This is a genomic window from Daejeonella sp. AP26 (assembly GCF_056680515.1).
Genome location: NZ_CM155286.1, coordinates 4,437,451 through 4,456,269, shown reverse-complemented (window position 1 = coordinate 4,456,269; position 18,819 = coordinate 4,437,451). Strand labels below are relative to the sequence as shown.

The window sequence follows — 18,819 nt, the reverse complement described above, 5'->3', positions numbered from 1 at the left end:
TTTATATCAATTGCGATCAAAAAAAAAAAAACTAAAGAGGGGCATCACAGATACACAGATTTTCACAGATTAATTATTTCTTAAAAAAGAGAAATTAAATTTGCTGGCTCCTATTGGCCTTTAAAGCTGCACCAATCAACATCTTTTTAATCTGTGTATCTGTGGTGCAAAAAACCTTCTTGCAATCCGTGGTGAACAAACCTTTTCGCACTCTTCAATCTGTGTAAATCTGTGTAATCTGTGGTGTAAAAACCTTTCTTGTAATCTGCGGTGAATAAAACCTCCCTACGATACCTGGCTCCCATCAAATAACCTCACCAGCCTATGCGTTTTATGCGCCATATTCTCATCATGCGTCACCATCACGATCGTAGTTCCTTCGTTACGGTTCAGGTTGATCAGGATCTCCATGATCTCATTTCCCATCGCGCTGTCGAGGTTACCCGTCGGCTCATCGGCCAGGATGATCTCCGGACGGCCGACAATCGCCCTTGCAATAGCCACCCTTTGTCTTTGTCCACCAGACAACTGCGTCGGGAAGTGATTGATGCGGTTACTTAGGCCTACTTTTTCAAGGGCCTCTGTCGCCAGTTTCTTCCGCTCTTTGGCCGACATTGTACGGTAGAGCAGCGGCAGCTCCACATTATCCAGCACCTGCAGGTCGTTGATCAGGTGGTAGCTTTGAAAGATGAAGCCCAGCTTCTTATTCCGGAAAGCCGCCAGCTCCCTGTCTTTCAGCTGTGCAGTCTGCTGGTCGCTGATGCGGATATCTCCGCGGGTGGGTGCATCCAGCAGGCCCATAATGTTCAGCAGCGTACTCTTGCCGCAGCCTGAGGGTCCCATGATGGAAAGAAACTCCCCCTTTGCCACAGCCAGGTTGATGCTGTTTAAAGCCAGGGTTTCAATAGTGCTGGTGCGGTACACCTTTTCGATGTTTTGTAATCGTATCATGTCTTTATGTTTGAATAAGGTTATTTAGTGTTGATCTTTTGTTTCTTTTCGAAGTCATATAGCGACAGGTACCGAAGCTGGTAATAGGCTCCCCAATAGTCGCGCAGGGCATTAATATAATCCCGCTTAGCCTGGTCATTTTCCTTAAAGGCGATGCTCAAGTCCGTAATGCTCAGGTCGCCGAGCACATATCGTTCACGGGCAATCTGGTATTTCTCCCCGGCAATGCTGTCTGCCTGGGCGTTGGAGGCGATCTGCTCCTTCAGCATGTTGAAGAGGGTCACTTGCGTGATGATCTGCTGGCGGAAAGTGAGCTTATCCTGTTCCACTTCATACTCGGTGAACTGCTGGTTGGTCTGTGCGGTCTTCACTCTCGACCTCGACCGTCCCCAGTCCATTACCGGGATAGAGAATGACAGCTGCAGCAACTGCTGGTTTTGCGGAGCATGGTAAACATCCGGAATATTAGAGGCGGTTTTGGAGAAACCCAGGTTAGCGTTCAATGTCGCAATCAGGCCGCTTTGACCTTTCGCTTGTGCCACATCTCTTTTCGCCTCCGCCAACCGGCGGGCAAATCCTATTGCGTCCGAACGGTTGGCAAAGGCTTCTTCCAGTACCTTGTCCGCGCTGACTTCCATCGTACTGATCGTTTCAGGAACGCTCAGCGCGATCTGTGCATCCCCTTCATAACCCATATAGCTGCGCAGCGTCAGCGTGGCGATCTCGATATTCCGTTTAGCTATGCCGACTGCTTTCTGGGCGTTCAGAAGTTCCAGCTTGAGCTGCAGGATCTCATTGCGGGAGATCTTCCCCATGTCGAACTTGGTGTTCGCCACATTCATAATACTGCGGGTGCTGCTCAGATTACTTTCTGCCACCCGCAGGTTTACCTGCGCCAGCAACAAATCGAAGAAATAACCTTCCACGGTCACCGAGATCTGCTCCTGCGATTCGATAAAAGCCTGCTTGCTCTCATCGTACTTCAGAGGCTCAATTTTCTTATCCCATTTCAAGCGGTTGAACTGGAACAAAGGCTGACTATACCCAATGGCATAAGGCACGCCGTTATACAGAATATTCTTCCGGTCGAAATCATTGAAGCGCTGCATTTCCGTAGTGCCGAAAACCGTACCCCCGGTAGCCGTAATCGTCTGACTGAAATCAAGCGCCAGGCTCGAATTATCATAACGTACCGGCTGAAACAAAACCGTTCCGTCAGGCTGCAACACCTCCCTGTTCGTCTTGCTATACCCCGGAAGGTTCCCGCTTAGAGAAAGCTGCGGCTGGTAATTTGATTTAAAGGTCCGGAATTCCCAATACCTGGTTTCCTTAACCGCCACCGCCTGCTTAGCCGCGATAGAGTTCTGCCTCGCCAATTCCACCACCTCCTGCAGACTGAGACGTATTGTATCCGGTACAACCTGAGTGTACCCCGTAGAGGCGCAGCCAAGGATAGGTATCAGTATCAGATAGATTTGAGACTTAAGACATGAGATCATCAGAGAGATCTGAGACCTGAGATTTGAGATATGAGGTTTTGAAAATTTCATTTGATACTACTATTCAACTTAACACGAATTACAACCTGCCGCCTGCTACTGCTACTGCCCTTTTTCTGATTGCTGAAAGCTGACCGCTGACAGCTCATTCTTAATTCTTAATTGTCAATTCCCTACTGTTCTCAAACCCACTCATCTCCGAACTAATCACCACCTCCCCAGGCTTCAACCCGTTCAGCACCTCCACATAATCAAAATTGCTAAGCCCCAGATTCACGGTTCTTCTTTCCGCTTTATCCTTATTGATCACGAAAACATCCTGTTTACCCAGCCCCTTAAAGGCCGGACCGTTGGCAACCCTGACCACGTTATTATGCGCAGCAGTTACCAGGAAAACCTCTACTTTCATATTGGGACGAAGCTGCTTATTGTTACGTTCTTCCAGCTGCACATCGAAGGTGACGATGCCGTTTTGAATGCTGGGATAGATATTAGATACACGCCCTCTCTTCTGGGTGTCATTATATTTCACGATGACGGGCATGCCAGTACTAAGCTGTTCCAGGTAATCATCCGAAACGCTGGCGGACACTTTAAAGCTGCCGAGGTCGGCAATACGGGCCACGGTCTCCCCTTCACGGATGGAAGCGCCGATATTTTTATTCACATAGGTGATCACGCCGCTGCGCGTAGCCACCACGTTGGCCAGCTTTAACTTCCTTTCCAGTTCCTGCAAGTCATTCTCCTGGATCTGCGCGGCAATCTGCGCTTCCCTTGCTTCCACCTGCATGGTCTGCTGCTTGCTCCGGATCTCGTTCTCCAGCTGTTTCTTTTCCAGTTGCGCAACCTTTAAGGCCAGTTCTGCCTGTGCAATATCTTCGCGGGTGCCGCCGCCGGCTTTCAGTAATCGTTTGGCGCTTTCTACATCATCCTGCAGACTGCTGATGCGGAGCTGTTTGATGGCATTGCTCGACTGGATATCAAAAAAGCTCTTATCCAAATTCAGCTTCAGCTTCTTGATCTCGTTGCGTTTGCTCTCCAGCTGAAACTTCAGTTTATTAAACTCGTTCTCCGAAGCAGATTTATCCAGCATCAGGATGGACTGGCCGGCTTTCACCTGCGTGCCCGCATCCAGCAGCGCACTCTTGATGGAGGCATTGATCGGACTGGTTAATACCTCTTCAAACTCGGGCAGTACTTCCCCGGCAGCGGTAATGGTGTTTTCAATATTGCCGGTCTCTACAACTGCGGTAGTAAACTCAGAACGGCTAATGCTCGACTTGAAGAAACTCCTGACCAGAAAAATGGCAGCCAGAAATACGGTCAAGCCTATGATGATAAGAAGCGTATTCTTTCTTCTTTTTTGAGTGATGACTTCTTCAGAGATCGGGGTATCCATTGTTCGGTATTTTGCAAAGAGTTTTGCAAGGGATGTACCAAACGTAAGTAGTTAATAATTAAGTATTTATCTCATTATGTTTTGGAGAAGGTGACCGATATCGCACAAAGGGGTTCGGGAACGAACAGCGCCGAAAATAATAAGCCAATATGAGATAAAACACTACCTACACTCGAAGCTATTTAAAGTTTAAAGTAATGTGACGGATTTAAAATGTTCAAAAATGCTTCTAATGCAATAATGCACGATAGAAGTTAGTTAGTAGATGCTATACGAACCATTTCTCATCTTTCGCAATTTGACCAACTGCTTTGATATTTTTTGTGGCAAATATTCTGCATGATTTCTCAGCATGAGAAGCAATAATTCGAGGATATCTTTTAGAATTAGTCATGATCAATTGAGCTATATCAATAGGAAATTCTATACCTTTTACATAATATCTATTGTGATAATAATAGTTTTCATCATACTTTGAAATCGAGGAATACGTTTTCTTAATTTCATTTAAGTAACCTAAATTTAGTGGATTTTTTAAATATTCTTCAATCAGGAAATTCAACCTTATATAAGCAAAGTCAACCAAATTGTGGGTTGTTAACTGAATATTTTCATAAGTGAACTTCTTCCTATAGTCTTCAGAAAATCTAAAACTTAGAATGAACTTAACCTCATCATTTATTCTTTTCTCTATAAACATTTTTTCTAATTCCCTTATCTGAGAATTACTAAAATAGGAATGCTGTATTGCCTTTCTAAGGGAATCAATTAAGGTTACAAAGACATCAGAAGGAAGGCTATTTACAATGATTGTTATTTTCTCAATCAATTGCGTGATTGTTTTAGGCGTTGCCCATGTAAAAAAAATCAAGAGGGTAAATTTGATATTATCGGACTTATCTAGCTGGCTTTCCCAATACTTAATGTTTCCGGATTTCATTCGCGCACATCTTACGCGCTTGCATAAAGATATTGAAGAATCAGTAAGATCATTGAAATCCTCATATGTTTCGTCTTTTGATTTTATGCCTGCGGCTACAACAGAAATGATGTAAAGCGACCACGAATCCTTGAATAACCTTCGAGCATTTTCAACTAATACATCCCATAACTCAATATTTAGCTGCCAATCAGAAACATTCTTGTTTAATGCTGAACCAATATCACTTGTAAATTTCTGAATTTGAACGTCTATTTCATCAACCGATTTGAACTGAGTAATTAATTTGAGCTGTTTTTTTTCTGTAATATAAGGTCTAAACCCTGAGATCGATGTAATAAATGGAATATTCCCCTGTTCATATTTCAATAAATGAGATAGTAAATATGGGTTTAGTATAATGGAAAGAAAATGTAAACTATGCTCAGAATACCTTCTTTGAAAAACAGATATATTACCTTCTAAAATACCTGCAAAAACAATCTTCTTTAAATCCAAAGAGTTATCCACCACATCGAGCCTACTCCCATCGAGTATTATTTGTAGCCTTTTTTCCTTTTGGGAAGAATTGCCACTATTCACAATATCCACTAAAATAGATGAATCTACTTTGTGAATTATTTCCAGCATATAAGCGTACTCAAGCCATCGTGTCAGCTTTTCTCCTTCCAAATTTGGTAAATTCTCTGTCCATCGTTCTAATGTATTGTAAGGATTATTCTTAATTAACCCAATAAGTTCTGATGCATAGTCGTAATGAGGGATTTTTTTTAGTTGCTCAAAGCATTCACTGATTACCTCTTGTCGCCCACATTCGTTTGGTAAAATAATAGGTTCATTGTCGCTCCGTCGACCCTCTTGATTTATAATATTTCCAATATTAATTCCATCAACTATAATCTTTACAACATCCTTCAGTAGTAGTGGATATTGCGTAAAAACCCAATCTGACAGAATTTGTGAAGTAATCAGTCTTGGGTAATTTGTATACTTTAGAAAATCATCGTTTTGTAACTCTTTTAATTTTTGAATTAGCATAGGCAGTTCTCCTTTATCAAAGCATCCTGAGAAAAACCGAACAACATTATGCCAATAAAAATTTCGAGCTATCGCATCAAACCGATCTGGCTTTGTTCCAGCCTTTTCTGAGCCGCTCGGTGAATATGGAGAGGTGTTGTAAAGGTATTTTGCACAGAAATATTCCCTAAGAGGCTGTACTTCAAACTCATACGTTCCTTGAACCCTAGACACTAAAGCACAAACACGCTCCTCCATAACATGGAACAATTGATCGGCTATATCAGTTTTGTGTCCTTCTTTCAATAAATATTTTTTTAATCTTTCCTTTAAATCATCGATTTTAATACTTCCATTATTTTTCAAAAGTTCCGCTTCAGAATGTAATACCCAAGCTAAATATTGATGGATGTCTATTATAAGATCACGATGGTCTCTGATAGTATGACTTTTCTCAGATTCTCTATTAAAAAATAGTTCAATATAACTATCATATAATGCAGTCCTTTTATTAGGCAAGGATTCTCCCCTAGTTCTTAGAAGGCTTATAAAAATTGCAAGCTGCATAGGGCTTTTTGCCAAATCTCTTAAATGAGGCATTTGTAGTTTCTCTCGTACAAGTCTTCTGATTTCGGCTGCCTCTCTGCTATCCAGCCTACTAGCTTTAATCCATTTGTCTACGTAATCCTCCGTTATTGCAGGCGTAATATCTGTTAATTCAAAGTGAGGATAAGTGTCAACTGAGAAACCTAGTGTATCAGAAAACGCGGCAGGTCTGCTCGTTATGACAATCTGTATGGATTTAGCATTCTCATGTATTCGGTTTATTCCTTTGTTTATGAAGTCGATGACTTCCTCCCGAACTTTAAGGTTAGCGATCTCATCGAAGCCATCAAAAACAAAAAGAACGGAACTAATTTTGGTTATAGCAATTAAATCACTTGTATTGAAATCATCAATTGAAGAATGATAAACAATATGTCCAACTAGAAAAGATTCTAAATTGCCTTTCCAAATACTTGTAAAATATTCTTCATTTAGTCGAATCTGGTACGGATTTTTCTTTTCAATCCAATCAGCTACATGTCGCAAATCGATTTTAAACGGCAGTCTAATGGGCGTCTTCCTAATATGGTCGGGCAGCGTGTTTAAATCCGCTTGTTTGTTTAATAGGCGAGCTCTATGTACTTGACATATGTACTGTGAAATTGTCGATTTTCCCTGACCAGGTCCACCTTCTAATAAAATTCTTTCAATATCATTCTGCACTCTCGGGTGAAGCAAAAATGTAGCTGCACCAACCTTTGCGGGTTCTTCGTACACTATATATTCTTCGTCAATTTTCCTATTATGATGCTCGAAATACTCCAGGACTCGCTTAATGTTCTTATTTTTTACATTAAATTTTTTAATCCTTAAAGGAACGTCCGTAAAAAGATCGAAAAGCTTATTCTGCAAATCAATTTGTCGAAATTTCACTTCGTTATCTATAGAATATTGATCAGCTAAATAGGCATTGATAACACTTTCTCGTTTTTCTTTATTTTCAGTGATATTTTTAAACAAAATGGAATTTAAAATATCCTGCCCATTTAGAATCTCTGGAAAAGACCATTTAAATACAGGATCTTTTTCTACTAGTCTTGATAAATCATCTCTCCACCAACATATTGATGGAACTTTAATATTGTCTTCTAAAATGGAGTTGACTTTATCTTTTGATCCAACATCTAGATGAGCAGTTCCTACTACATTTGTTAATAAATAAAAGCCCTTTGCTCCTTTAGGTATCAATTTTTCAATCTTTTTAGCTTCTCCCTTCAAAGTGTCGGTAAGCCACTTATGGACATCACTTATCAAATGTGGATTTCTAACATACTTAACTTGGAAAACTATGAAATCTTTGCTAGGCTGATTCATAACATAAACTAATGAATCTCTTCCTCCATCAGCTTGACCTACTGGAAACGATTGGAAATTTGGAAATTCTTTTGCTATTAGAGTACTGCAAAACTCTTGAAATCTTTCATGTCCAAGATTTTCGAATAAATAGTCCATTGTTTATTAAATTATTTAACAGATTGCAAATAAGTCATTAGTTTTTAATATTAAGAAAACTAAAATGACTTACACAGGTAAATACGTTTAAACTTGATTTCGCTTATTTGACAACTTTAATTTCAGCAGCCATAGCTCTCGATCTATTATTTATCATTTATAAAGTAAATCATCACCGCCGATACCAAACACCTCACCACCGCACCGCCATAAAGCGAAGCATCCCCCTGCCCGATCCCAATCAAGAAATCCCCAATGAACATGACTAAAAAGAACAGGTAGGCCAGCGTCAACATAGTAGCAGACCTTTTGAAAACCGCATAGCCAAAAATAAATCCCAAGGCAAATTGCCGGGCGGCCCACATCTGGATCAGGTAGGGAACACCCTTAGCTTGCAGGTCAACGTTCTCTAAAACAGATTAAGGAGCAAAAACATAAGCAGCACTCACTCCCACTTCCATTAGGGCGAAAAACGCTGAAATAATTAAGATCCAAATTGGAACTACTTCCGATTTCTGAGTCATGGTTGCTACCTAATCCGTACGGCAAAGCACGAATATAAAATAGCTGTAAAAATTAATAACTAAAAAGAAATAATTAATTAGCAACACTCGTCGGGGTATGCAGGGTGACTGATTGCATCACACTGCGTAATCGTTCTCTAGTAATCGCAGAAAATCGCGGTTATTAGCTTACCACTCCCATGTAAATACTCGTTGCAATACTCTCCCTATCGTCCGAAATAAACGCCATCCAGGTATGCCATTCACTGCCGGGTTGGCCGGAAACTTTTAACACCGCCGTTCCTTCCGAACGCCTGGCTCCGCTGAGTACTTGCCAGACCAGCAGTTGGTTCACGTCGTAAGCCAGTAACATCACCTGGTCGTTTGGGCGGGCCACATCCTTGCGGTTGCTACGATCATGATCTGAATTATTTGTCCAGGTAAACACCAGGCCCTCTTCCCCGGAAGCAACCTGTGCATTCTCGGCGCCGGGTAGCTCGCCTGAACTGACTTTTATCGCAGAATAATCGATATCCCCGTTTTCCAGAAAGCCATGCTTCATATTCCAGGAGTTTGCCGAATTAATGGCGCTATTGCCCCGGAGCCGGGCCTCCAGGTTAAACCCCACCCGGATGAATTCCAGAAGGGGGCGATGAAAGGCCTGCATTTTGGAAAACCGCAAACGGTAGAGCTTTTGGCCGGGTGAGCCGATCTTGTTCTTACGCGAGGGTCGCGGCAAGCCCCGAATGACCCATTTGCCATATAAATAATAACCGACCACACTGCCGGCTTTGCCGCTGAATCCCCCGTTAGGGCCGTTTGCTAAGATTGCCATAAGTCTCTAAGATTTAATCTCTTAAGATAATTTTTTCAAAGGACATTAACTAGTTAAAGTAGATGATAAATCGTACTCCGGGCGTAGTTTAGTCGTGTACAATTGTCACAAGTACGACCAAAGTACGTCTAAAGTCCGAATGACCTACGTCTAAAAAGTAATCCGGCGTAAAACTACATATCAGTCAGGCCGAACAAAAACAACTGGTCAGTCGGAATTAAATTGCCGGGCTCAGGATGGATTGTTTTTATTATACGCTAAGCCTTCGTTGACTAGGAAAAGTCCCTGGAGTGTCATCCTTAGCGGAGTCGAAGGAGACTTCCATTGTAATGAAATGAAGCATACAACCACTTGGGTAAAGCGCTAGGAGGCCGCCCCTCGACTCCGCTCAGGGTGACACGGCCTTCATGCTTTTTGGTAGAAAAACAGAAATAAAACCTGGCATATTCAAAAGTACTGTTTTTTGAAATCCATTAATCTGTGAAAATCTGTGTATCTGTGGTGCATCCCTGGAATCATACCCCAGTAAGCACCACTATTTTCCCTGCGCCGGCATTACTTTCCATAAACTGATGTGCGGCTACAATTTCACTCAGACTGAACGAACGACTGATATTTAAATGAATCTCACCAGCTTCCACGTCCCGGATAAAAGCCTGGAAGCTTTGCTGATCTACCCGGATCTGTCCGGTGTCGTAGACCGTGAGATTAACGGTAGCCGGAATGTAATCCATGGGGGCGAAATCAGCAATCGACCATTGTTCGGCGAGCATCCCGGTCATGCAAACGGAGCCGCCTGGGGCAGCGCAACGCAGCGAATCTTTCAGGGTGGAAGTGCCGATCAGTTCAAGGACTTTATCAAGGCCGTTCGGGTAAATGGCTTTAACCGCTGTTTCTAAGGTACCTGCATCAATCAGGACGTGGTTTGCACCGGTGCTCAGCAGCAGTTCTTTCTTTTCGGGATTCCGGGTGGTCGCGATGACGATAAGACCGTTCTTTTTTGCCAGCTGGGTAGCCAGCATGCCTATCGACGAAGTTCCGCCCCTGACAAGCAGGGTTTCACCCGTTTTAATCTTTAAACCCAGGTATAACGAGCCATAAACAGTCTGGAACATTTCCGGGATGGCACCCAGCTGCATCCAGCTCAAATTGCTCTCAAAAGAATCAAGCAAAGATCTGGGAATGGCGGCGTATTCTGCATAGCTGCCATCGAAATCACGGCCCATGCCGCCCATAAAGGCAGCTACTTTTTGTCCGGGTGCAAATTCTCCGGAAGGGTCATTTTCCACCTCTCCGATACATTCTATGCCCAACACTCTCGGGAATTTGACATCCGGGGACAGGCCTTTGCGGGTCATGAGTTCTGAGCGGTTAAGGCCAAAAGCTTTCACTTTGACTAATACTTCAGCACTTTTAAGGTTTGGTATCGGTCTGTCTTCTAAAACAAAGTTCTCAGGTCCGCCGGGATGGTATAGTACAGCTGCTTTCAATTGAGTGATTTTTATCAGAACGATCGCGCCCTTAAAAGGTTAGCATTTTGTGAGTTAACTAGTGACTTTGTTATTATTCAAATTTTAGGTCAATGCATCCAAAGCGAATCATTCTCCTTTATATCCCAAACACGGTGAGCAGCAATCTTGCGGATGAGATCTGCCGGGAGTTCTTTGTCATAAGGAAGTTGAATGGTGTCTCTTCCGGTAGTATAATCTGCCAGTTCCTCCCGGAATGCGTCAACGGTTGTGCGCGTGGGCATGAAATTGATGTGTGATTTGAAGGCCGTGTAGGAAAATAGAATTCGCTTTTCTTCAAATACAGGGGATCCCCATTTCAGTGTTTCGGTCGCCTGGGGTGCCACCTCTTTAAGGATCGCGCGTAACTCTTGAAGCTTTTCCTGTGCCTGCTTCGGAGCAGCGGCTATGTACTCATTTACTGTTGTGGGTTTCATGTTTCCCGAAATTAATTATCAATCGTCTAAGCCCTGACCTTTAAGGATCTTATCCAAGTATTTTTCAATCCTCGCTTCACGCGTCTTTGCTTGTTTAGGTTGTGAAAAATAAAGCAGGTAGCCTCTTTGTCGTCCGGGTGTGAGTGAATAAAAAGCTTTTTTCAATTCGGGCATGTCCTCTAAAACATTGTGAAATTCTTCCGGCATTTTGAACTCTGTAGTTTTTTTCATCTCTACTTTCAGCCCTGCTTTCTCTATTTCAATTGCTCCCTTAATATATGACTTTATAGTTTCTTCAATCTTATAGATTTCTTCTATACCCGTAAATCGAACCTGTCGTGCAGACTGAACATTCTCAGTTTGCTGGATTAGAATACTGCTTTCATCTTTCAGTAAAGCGCCTTTATGAAACAGCAGTGCACAATAATCTTTGAAACCATGTATTAAAACAACATTAGCATCCTGGAAGGTATAACAGGGACAGCCCCACTTCAATTCTTCCGTCAGGCCGCAATCAAGAACGATTCGTCTTAATTCGGCATATGCTTCCTGCCATTTGGAGGCTTTGGCGAAAAACCAGTCGACGTTTGGGTTCATAGTGATGTTATTATTGTTAATCCGATTATCAGATCTGATGCATGCATCGGATCTACAATTGCCAATTTAACGGATTATTTTCAATGTATTTCTTGATTCTTTGATGAGATCCCTCATCGCGTATGATATGATCATGAAAACGGGTCTGCCAGTTGAAATCAGGGTTGATCAAACGGGCATCCTTTGTAACGGCAGATTTGAATGATCGGATGATGGTGGAAAGGGATCCGGGTTTAGGGGAAATGGATGCCATTAATTCATTTTTGGTATTGGTTGTAGGCCCGTTGCATGCAACGGGCCTACAACCAATACCACCGGGCCCAATCACCACAATAGCATGCACATGATCCGGCATTACAATCCCTGCATCCAGCAGAACAAATGGAAAATGTTCGGGTATCTCAAATAGATATTTCTCACATAATTTGCCTGATTCAGATAATATCATTTGCCCATTTTTCACTTCCCCGAAATGATGGCGACGGTCCTTACAGCAGATGGTGATAAAATACAGGCCTTCATTTCGGTAATCCCAACCAACCAGTCGTGAAGAAGTAATACGGTATTTATTTTGAAATTTCTCTGCCATAGTTGATTGATTGATTTATTGTTCGATGGGAATCTTGGACAATTAACTATCAATTTAACGATATTATTCTGGCTGGTGGGGTGATATGGATTGCGATTGCAAAATTGTGATGGGGTGTGCAATGTGGGGGGGCATTTATATTTAATATGTAGGGCCGTTGCATGCAACAGCCCTACATATTAAATATCCAACAACCTAATTTTCACCCTCTGGTACATGCTTCTCTCATCCAACGCCTTCTCCAATTCAGTCAGGGTCTGCAGAATATCACAACTGGCCTCATCAATCCACCGGCGGTTCTCTTCCTTGATAACCTGTAAAACCGGTGCAATTTGCTGAAGGATTTTTTTACCGCCCGGACTGAGGGCCACCAGCCTGCGGCGGGCATCATTTTTATCGGTTGACACTTTAATCAGCTTGCGTTGAAGCAGCTGGTCGACGAACTGCACTACGGCCGGGTGGCTGAGCTGCAGTGATTCAGAGATCTCGGTGATGCCGAGGAGCTTTTCTCGGTTCAGCAACTCGAGGATCAGGTAGTACTTCGCTTCAAAGTCTACCTCCGATTCATGATAGATCTTACTTACATCCTGGGAAAGGCGCTCGCTCAATCGCTTTAAGCGGGTCGCGAGCGCCAGCTCTCCCAATTCATTGACCAGGTCCATGCCTGCAAAGTAAATAATTCTGCCGACTTGCTGGTGTTAGTTGGCCCGCTGCTTCTCTTCCTCAGCGCCACCGTTGCGTCTGCGCGATGGCGAATTCTGCGCGTTGCCGAAACGGTAGGTAAAGCTGAGCGTTCCGACCCTGCTGTCGCGATCCTGGAAGAAAGTTTCTCCGTAGCCGGTCAACAAGGTAACCGCATTCACCCGGTTGGTGAAGAACACATCACTCACATTCAGCTTCAGCGAAGCTTTCTTATTCAGAAACTGTTTTTGCATTCCTACACCCATCGACCAGATCGGGTTGATCTCCAGGAAGCCGTAGGTGGATTTGCTCTGGTAGTTGCCGGTGACTTCGGCAGTGGTACTGCTGTTGATAATGATGGTGTTGTTGGTGTTGAAGTCGAAGGTCACACGGCCCGCATCCAGGTTGGTATTCACCAGGTTGCCGGTGTAGCGACCGTAATATACCTGTGCATTATTGGTGCTGGTCAGCCATTTGCTCACCGAAACAGGGAAACCGAAGCTGGCGTTATAGTAATTGAACTTCGCCAAATTGCGGCCTGTCTGCAGCACCGTGTTCGGTTCTATGTCAGGAGACAACACGCCAATGATATTATCCTTTGTGCGGCTGTAACCCAGTTTGGTAGTATATTTCTGTTTGAAGGTATGGGTCAGCTCAAAAGAACTTGTAATCTCCGGGCTCAGGAAAGGGTTTCCGGAAGATGAAGTTGCCGGATCCAGAAACACTTTGAAAGGATTTAGCTGGCGGTAAGACGGCCGGTTGATCCTCCTGCTAAGTGAGATGCCCAGGTCGTTGTTATCGCTGAACTTATAGCCCAGGTAGCCGCTGGGGAAAAACTGGGTATAGTTCTTATCGAAAGAATCGTTTCCTTTTAGCTGAACTCCTTCTGCGATGGTGTTCTCGAGTCGTAACCCCAGCTGAACACTTAGCTTATTCCACTTCTTAGAGCCGTTCAGGTAGGCAGCATTGATGTTTTCCTTATAGATGAAATGATTGCTTTTCCCCTCGTCAACCACATTGCCGCCATTACTCCTGTCCGAAAAAAGAACATCATTATCCGAAGTAACCCAACTGCTTTTTACTCCGGCTTCCAGCTTTGCACCCCAGGCTTTAACCGGCTGACTGTAATCCATTTTTACTGACTTAATATCCAGGCGGCCGGAAAGGTCGCCGAACAGGCTATAGGGTGTTCTGGTGGGATTCTGTTCCAGATCATAGTAATGGGTCAAATAATTCTGAATTTCATCGCTGCGGAAGCTCGCATAATCCAGGTCAGCACTCAGCTCCCTGCCGCTGGTGTCAAGGGTATGCTTGTAGTTCAGGTTGAAGCTTTGGTTGCTGCGTTCCGGAGAATTGTTTCCGGCGGTGATGAATGATCCGGTGTTCTGGTCGGCAGCATTGAATGACTTCGCCCTGCTGTCGGAGGTAACCTCGCCCTTGCTGAAAATGCCGTTGGCGCTAAAGCCAAGTATTACTTTCTTACCCAGGTTATAGTCAGCTCCAACCCGCAGGTTATGATTGTTGAAACCAAACTTGAAATAATTATTGTAATCGTTACCACCGGTCATCTGGCCGCTGCTGGTGTAAAAATCGCGCAGGATATCCAGTTTGTTATAATCCTCGCGGTAGCCATAATTATAGGATGCGAAGACATTCAGATTCCTGGTCTTGCTGTTTATGTTGAAGGAAGGGTTGAACTTGGAATACTCGCCCCGCCCGTAGCTCATTGAAACACTGCCGTTAGTGCCTCCTTTATTACCTTTTTTTAGCCGGATATCGATGATCCCCGAATTTCCGGAAGCATCGTAGCGTGCTGACGGGTTGGTGATCAGGTCGATCTTCTCGATCTCCTCTGCCGACATGCTGCGCAGCATATTCGCCAGCTCCTGTCCCGACATCGGCACCAGCTTGCCGTTGATCATTACCTGCACGCCCTGCCGGCCGCGCATAGCAATGTTATCATTCTGATCCACCGTAATACCGGGCGCTTTAGCCAGCACTTCCAGGGCGGTGCTGCCCACCGCGGTTATCGAATTGGCCACATTGATCACCGTCTTATCATACTCCTGCTGAACCAGCGGCTTGGCGGCTGTAACAGTCACTTCTTTCAGCGCGTTTTCAGCGGGCACCAGGTTGATTTTTCCCAGGTCCACATTGCCGGTTAGGACGATAGTGTCGCTTTCATACTTAATAAAATTAGGATTTTGAGTGTGCAGCAGGTATTTCCCTGCCGGGATCTTCTCGAAACGGAAGTTTCCGGAAGCATCGGCAAACTCAAGTTTCACCAGGCTTTTGTCAGCTGCCTTTAACAGTTGCAAGGTCACTTCATCCAGCTTGCCCTGCTCTTTGCTGCTTAGCTGACCCTTCACCTGGAAAAGGGAGATATTTTGTGCAGTTAGGTCATTTATGTAAGCACTTACATAAATTACAATGACAAATAAAGTCTTAATAATCGTTTTCATAGGTTTATTTTTATGGGCTAAGTATTTCGATATAAAGCTATGACGCAGTCTTGTTAAATTTTGTTAAAGTTGATTCTGTAAAAAAAATGTTACAGCTTACCTATCTTATATCGCTGGCAGACTTCCATGGATAGTGCAGTAGTTTCTATCGGCATGCTTCACAAGTCTAATTACCGAATAAATTTAGCCTCTATAATCGAAGGCAAAAAACGCCTCCTGACCGAACGAAGAGGGATGATAAAATTCATCAGATCTTCCGTCAGCCGGTGATAAATAAATTGCCAGTTGCATAACAAAACCCTATCTTTTACTATTTATGAGCAAATAACCACTTAGTAGAAAAAATCTTTTTAGATTACACCTTATTTGTTGCCCCATTAATTGCTGATGGTTCCACGCTATAAAAACACAGATTTTTTCATGAAAAATAGATTCGTGCAGATCCTGCTATCCGGAATAATTGTAATGATCTGTTTCACTTTTAGTAAGTGGAATAAGCAAGAAAAGCCTGCCAGATTACTTGTATTTAGTAAAACAGCCGGTTTCCGTCACCAATCTATAGAAGCCGGTAGGAACGCACTGGTAAAACTTGGCAAGGAGCAGAGTTACCAGGTTGATACAACCGAAAATGCGGGCTATTTCAATGATGATTCTCTTAGAAACTATTCGGCGGTTGTTTTTCTAAGCACCACGATGAACGTCCTTAATTCTGCCCAGGAAACAGCTTTTCAAAGGTACATTCAGGCTGGCGGTGGTTTCGTGGGTATCCATGCAGCCAGTGACACGGAATATGACTGGCCATGGTATGGGAAACTGGTTGGCGCTTATTTTTTAAGCCATCCAAAACAACAGGAGGCTGTTATTAATGTGGTAAATAAGAATCATATGGCCACCCGTCATCTTCCCGAAAAATGGAAGCGTTGGGACGAATGGTATAATTATAAAGACATAAACCCGGATATAAAGGTGTTACTTTCGTTGGATGAAAAGAGCTATGAGGGCGGCAAGAACGGAGACAATCATCCCATTGCATGGTATCATGACTTTGATGGAGGAAGGTCCTTTTATACCGGACTTGGCCATACAGATGAATCCTATTCAGACCCTCTATTTTTGAAACACCTTTTAGGGGGCATCAAATATGCAGTTGGCAATAATGCTGCGCAAAAGTAATCGAGAAGGAATGATCAATTTTTACACCCATTGATATGTGCAAACAGTTACCCGATTTAACAGATTTGGTCAATAGCATTGCTCTTCATAATACCCAGAAGGCATATAAAAAATTATTTAACCTGCTTTTTCCGTCGCTGTATCGCTTTGCTTATTCTCTTCTAAAATCAAAAGAACAGGCCGAAGAAGTAGCAAGCGACGTTATGATCGCTTTGTGGTGCGACAGGCAAGCCCTTATCGATATTGACAATATTAAGGTGTATGCCTTTGTTATTGCGCGAAATAAATCGCTGAATATTTTGAAAAAACAAGCCAGACAAGAAATAATATCCCTGGATGATATTGATATTGAGCTGGTTCTGAATGCACCAACCCCAGAGCAGATATTAATTAATGACGAGCTGAAAGAGAAGCTTGAGAGTGCAGTACAGTCGTTACCAAACAAGTGCAAGTTGGTTTTTAAATTAGTTAAAGAAGAAGGCCTGAGCTATAAAGAAACGGCAGAAATCCTAAAGATTTCCGTCAAAACGGTGGATGCGCATCTGGTAACCGCCGTCAAAAAACTTACTTGCTGCCTTCAAATAGAATTTAACCTGGCTTGAGTTTATTACCGTCAATCGCATTGAAAATCTGAGCGTTCTTATTGATTCCCGCAAGGATAAAATTAGTTTCCTTCGCCAATTAACGCCTCATGATATGCGGGCCAACACCGGACGTTTTTTAACTTGCCTTAAATCCGCACAAACCCTAAAAATCCTTTTGGCCATATCAATAGATCTAAAGCAAAGGAAAGCTCCTGACGGGACCGCACACCAGCTTTTGAGTGTCGAGATAATAGACTTAAAAGACTCCACGCACCCTATTAAAAAATATTTCATTTTATTTATTCACTGACTAGGGAGTTTCCGCAAAAATATTGTCCTACACAAAACAAGACTATATGAACATATCCTCAATATCTCTGTTATGGAGCAAAATAGAATCATAGAATTATTAACCCGTAAACTGGCTGGCGAAGCGACCCAATATGAGCTTGAAGAACTTCATGATCTAATGGCCCGCTTCCCCGACTCTATATACTACGAAGAGGGTTTGAAAGCATTATGGTTGCCTGCTGCTGAAGATATTGATACTGAACAGGCATTTATTAACCATATCTCAAAATTTCAACGCGAACTGAATTTTGAAGAGGAGACTGAAGAGATGGTTTCCCCTGGTTTTTTTAGCCGGTATAAAAGATATGTTGCCGTTGCATGCTCCATTTTACTCATTTCAGGTTTTGCTTATATCCTTCTGGCAGACCGGGAAAAGCCTGATCACAACATTTTGCATACACAAATAGTTGCGGGTAAAGGAATCCGCAAGCAGCTAACTTTACCGGATGGAACTCTTGTTTGGTTGAATGCCGATAGCAAATTGTCCTTCGATGTAAATATGAACGAAAAAGATGAGCGCTTAGTGACCCTGTCCGGCGAAGCTTTTTTTGAAGTAGCTCATGATAAAAAACATCCTTTTATAGTTCATACTGATAAAATGTCTGTTAGGGTTTTAGGAACGTCTTTTAACATTAAAGCCTACCCCAGCGAAAAAAAGGCGGAAACCACTCTGATAAAAGGTTCAGTGGAGCTCTATGTTAACGGGAATTCACCACAAAAATTTGTTCTGAAACCGTCAGAGAAGTTTGTTCTGGAAGATAAAGAAATTCAGCCTGTTAAATCTAAAACCCTGCATCCCAGGGAAGGCAGAATTCTATTACTGGAAAATATAGATCCCATAATAATGGGTAATAAACAATATATAGAAGAGACATCATGGACTGAAAACCGGCTAGTGTTTCAGAATGAAACATTTTTGGAGCTTGCCCCAAAACTTGAGCGATGGTTTAATGTGAGCATTCAGATAAAAGATGAGCAAATAAAGCGATACCGCTTTACAGGTATTTTTACAAAAGAGACCATAAACCAGGCCTTAACGGCGATGCAACTAACCCAACCATTTCACTTTAAACTTAAAAACCATGACGTGATAATATCCCATTAAGATTAAGTGCGGGGATTGCTAACCTCCCGCGCCCTTAGCTCATTGTCCAGCAATAGCAAAAGCTATTGTATTTCAAATTGTTAACCTTAAACCATAGAGTTATGAAATTACATGAACTTAACACGAGAGT

Annotated in this window: 15 protein-coding genes; 3 read left to right on the top strand and 12 right to left on the bottom strand. The window is 42.9% G+C overall.

The annotated features are described in order from the left end of the window. Positions 1-285 precede the first annotated feature (285 nt). The 12 genes from AC1MCB_RS18970 to AC1MCB_RS18915 form a co-directional block, all read right to left on the bottom strand. Positions 286-951, bottom strand: coding sequence for an ABC transporter ATP-binding protein (locus AC1MCB_RS18970; protein WP_479966292.1), 666 nt, complete (start codon positions 949-951; stop codon positions 286-288). Positions 952-971: 20 nt separating this feature from the next. Continuing rightward, entirely contained in the window at positions 972-2,501 is a 1,530-nt protein-coding gene (locus AC1MCB_RS18965; RefSeq protein ID WP_479966291.1) for a TolC family protein, read from the bottom strand. A gap of 100 nt (positions 2,502-2,601) precedes the next feature. Beyond that, a complete protein-coding gene (locus AC1MCB_RS18960; protein WP_479966290.1) occupies positions 2,602-3,849 on the bottom strand; it encodes an efflux RND transporter periplasmic adaptor subunit in 1,248 nt (415 codons plus the stop codon). Between the two features lie 268 nt (positions 3,850-4,117). Further along, positions 4,118-7,864 (bottom strand): NACHT domain-containing protein, encoded by a 3,747-nt coding sequence (locus AC1MCB_RS18955; protein WP_479966289.1) that lies wholly within the window; start codon positions 7,862-7,864, stop codon positions 4,118-4,120. Between the two features lie 146 nt (positions 7,865-8,010). Beyond that, positions 8,011-8,229 (bottom strand): hypothetical protein, encoded by a 219-nt coding sequence (locus AC1MCB_RS18950; RefSeq protein ID WP_479966288.1) that lies wholly within the window; start codon positions 8,227-8,229, stop codon positions 8,011-8,013. A gap of 322 nt (positions 8,230-8,551) precedes the next feature. Further along, positions 8,552-9,202, bottom strand: a complete 651-nt coding sequence (locus AC1MCB_RS18945) for a DUF6266 family protein (protein ID WP_479966287.1) — start codon at positions 9,200-9,202, stop codon at positions 8,552-8,554. 515 nt (positions 9,203-9,717) lie between these two features. Next, positions 9,718-10,692: a zinc-binding alcohol dehydrogenase family protein gene (locus AC1MCB_RS18940; RefSeq protein ID WP_479966286.1), complete on the bottom strand. Its 975-nt coding sequence runs from the start codon at positions 10,690-10,692 to the stop codon at positions 9,718-9,720. Positions 10,693-10,781: 89 nt separating this feature from the next. Beyond that, positions 10,782-11,147 (bottom strand): iron chaperone, encoded by a 366-nt coding sequence (locus AC1MCB_RS18935; protein ID WP_479966285.1) that lies wholly within the window; start codon positions 11,145-11,147, stop codon positions 10,782-10,784. An 18-nt stretch (positions 11,148-11,165) separates the two neighbouring features. Then, positions 11,166-11,744 (bottom strand): YdeI/OmpD-associated family protein, encoded by a 579-nt coding sequence (locus AC1MCB_RS18930; RefSeq protein WP_479966284.1) that lies wholly within the window; start codon positions 11,742-11,744, stop codon positions 11,166-11,168. 52 nt (positions 11,745-11,796) lie between these two features. Next, the gene (locus tag AC1MCB_RS18925) at positions 11,797-12,333 is read right to left on the bottom strand and encodes a transposase (protein ID WP_479966283.1); all 537 of its coding nucleotides are present in this window, start codon (positions 12,331-12,333) and stop codon (positions 11,797-11,799) included. 179 nt (positions 12,334-12,512) lie between these two features. Then, entirely contained in the window at positions 12,513-12,995 is a 483-nt protein-coding gene (locus AC1MCB_RS18920; protein ID WP_479966282.1) for a MarR family winged helix-turn-helix transcriptional regulator, read from the bottom strand. 36 nt (positions 12,996-13,031) lie between these two features. After that, positions 13,032-15,476, bottom strand: coding sequence for a TonB-dependent receptor (locus tag AC1MCB_RS18915; protein WP_479966281.1), 2,445 nt, complete (start codon positions 15,474-15,476; stop codon positions 13,032-13,034). Positions 15,477-15,896: 420 nt separating this feature from the next. On the opposite strand from AC1MCB_RS18915, the gene AC1MCB_RS18910 reads away from it, so the two are divergent. The 3 genes from AC1MCB_RS18910 (at position 15,897) to AC1MCB_RS18900 (ending at position 18,689) form a co-directional block, all read left to right on the top strand. Next, positions 15,897-16,649 carry a ThuA domain-containing protein gene (locus AC1MCB_RS18910; RefSeq protein ID WP_479966280.1) on the top strand — a complete coding sequence of 251 codons (753 nt, stop codon included), beginning with the start codon at positions 15,897-15,899 and terminating at the stop codon, positions 16,647-16,649. Between the two features lie 35 nt (positions 16,650-16,684). Next, complete coding sequence (locus tag AC1MCB_RS18905) at positions 16,685-17,251, top strand: RNA polymerase sigma factor (protein ID WP_479966279.1); 567 nt, start codon at positions 16,685-16,687, stop codon at positions 17,249-17,251. Positions 17,252-17,615: 364 nt separating this feature from the next. Further along, on the top strand, positions 17,616-18,689 hold the full coding sequence (locus AC1MCB_RS18900; RefSeq protein ID WP_479966278.1) for a FecR family protein: 1,074 nt from the start codon (positions 17,616-17,618) through the stop codon (positions 18,687-18,689). Positions 18,690-18,819 lie beyond the last annotated feature (130 nt).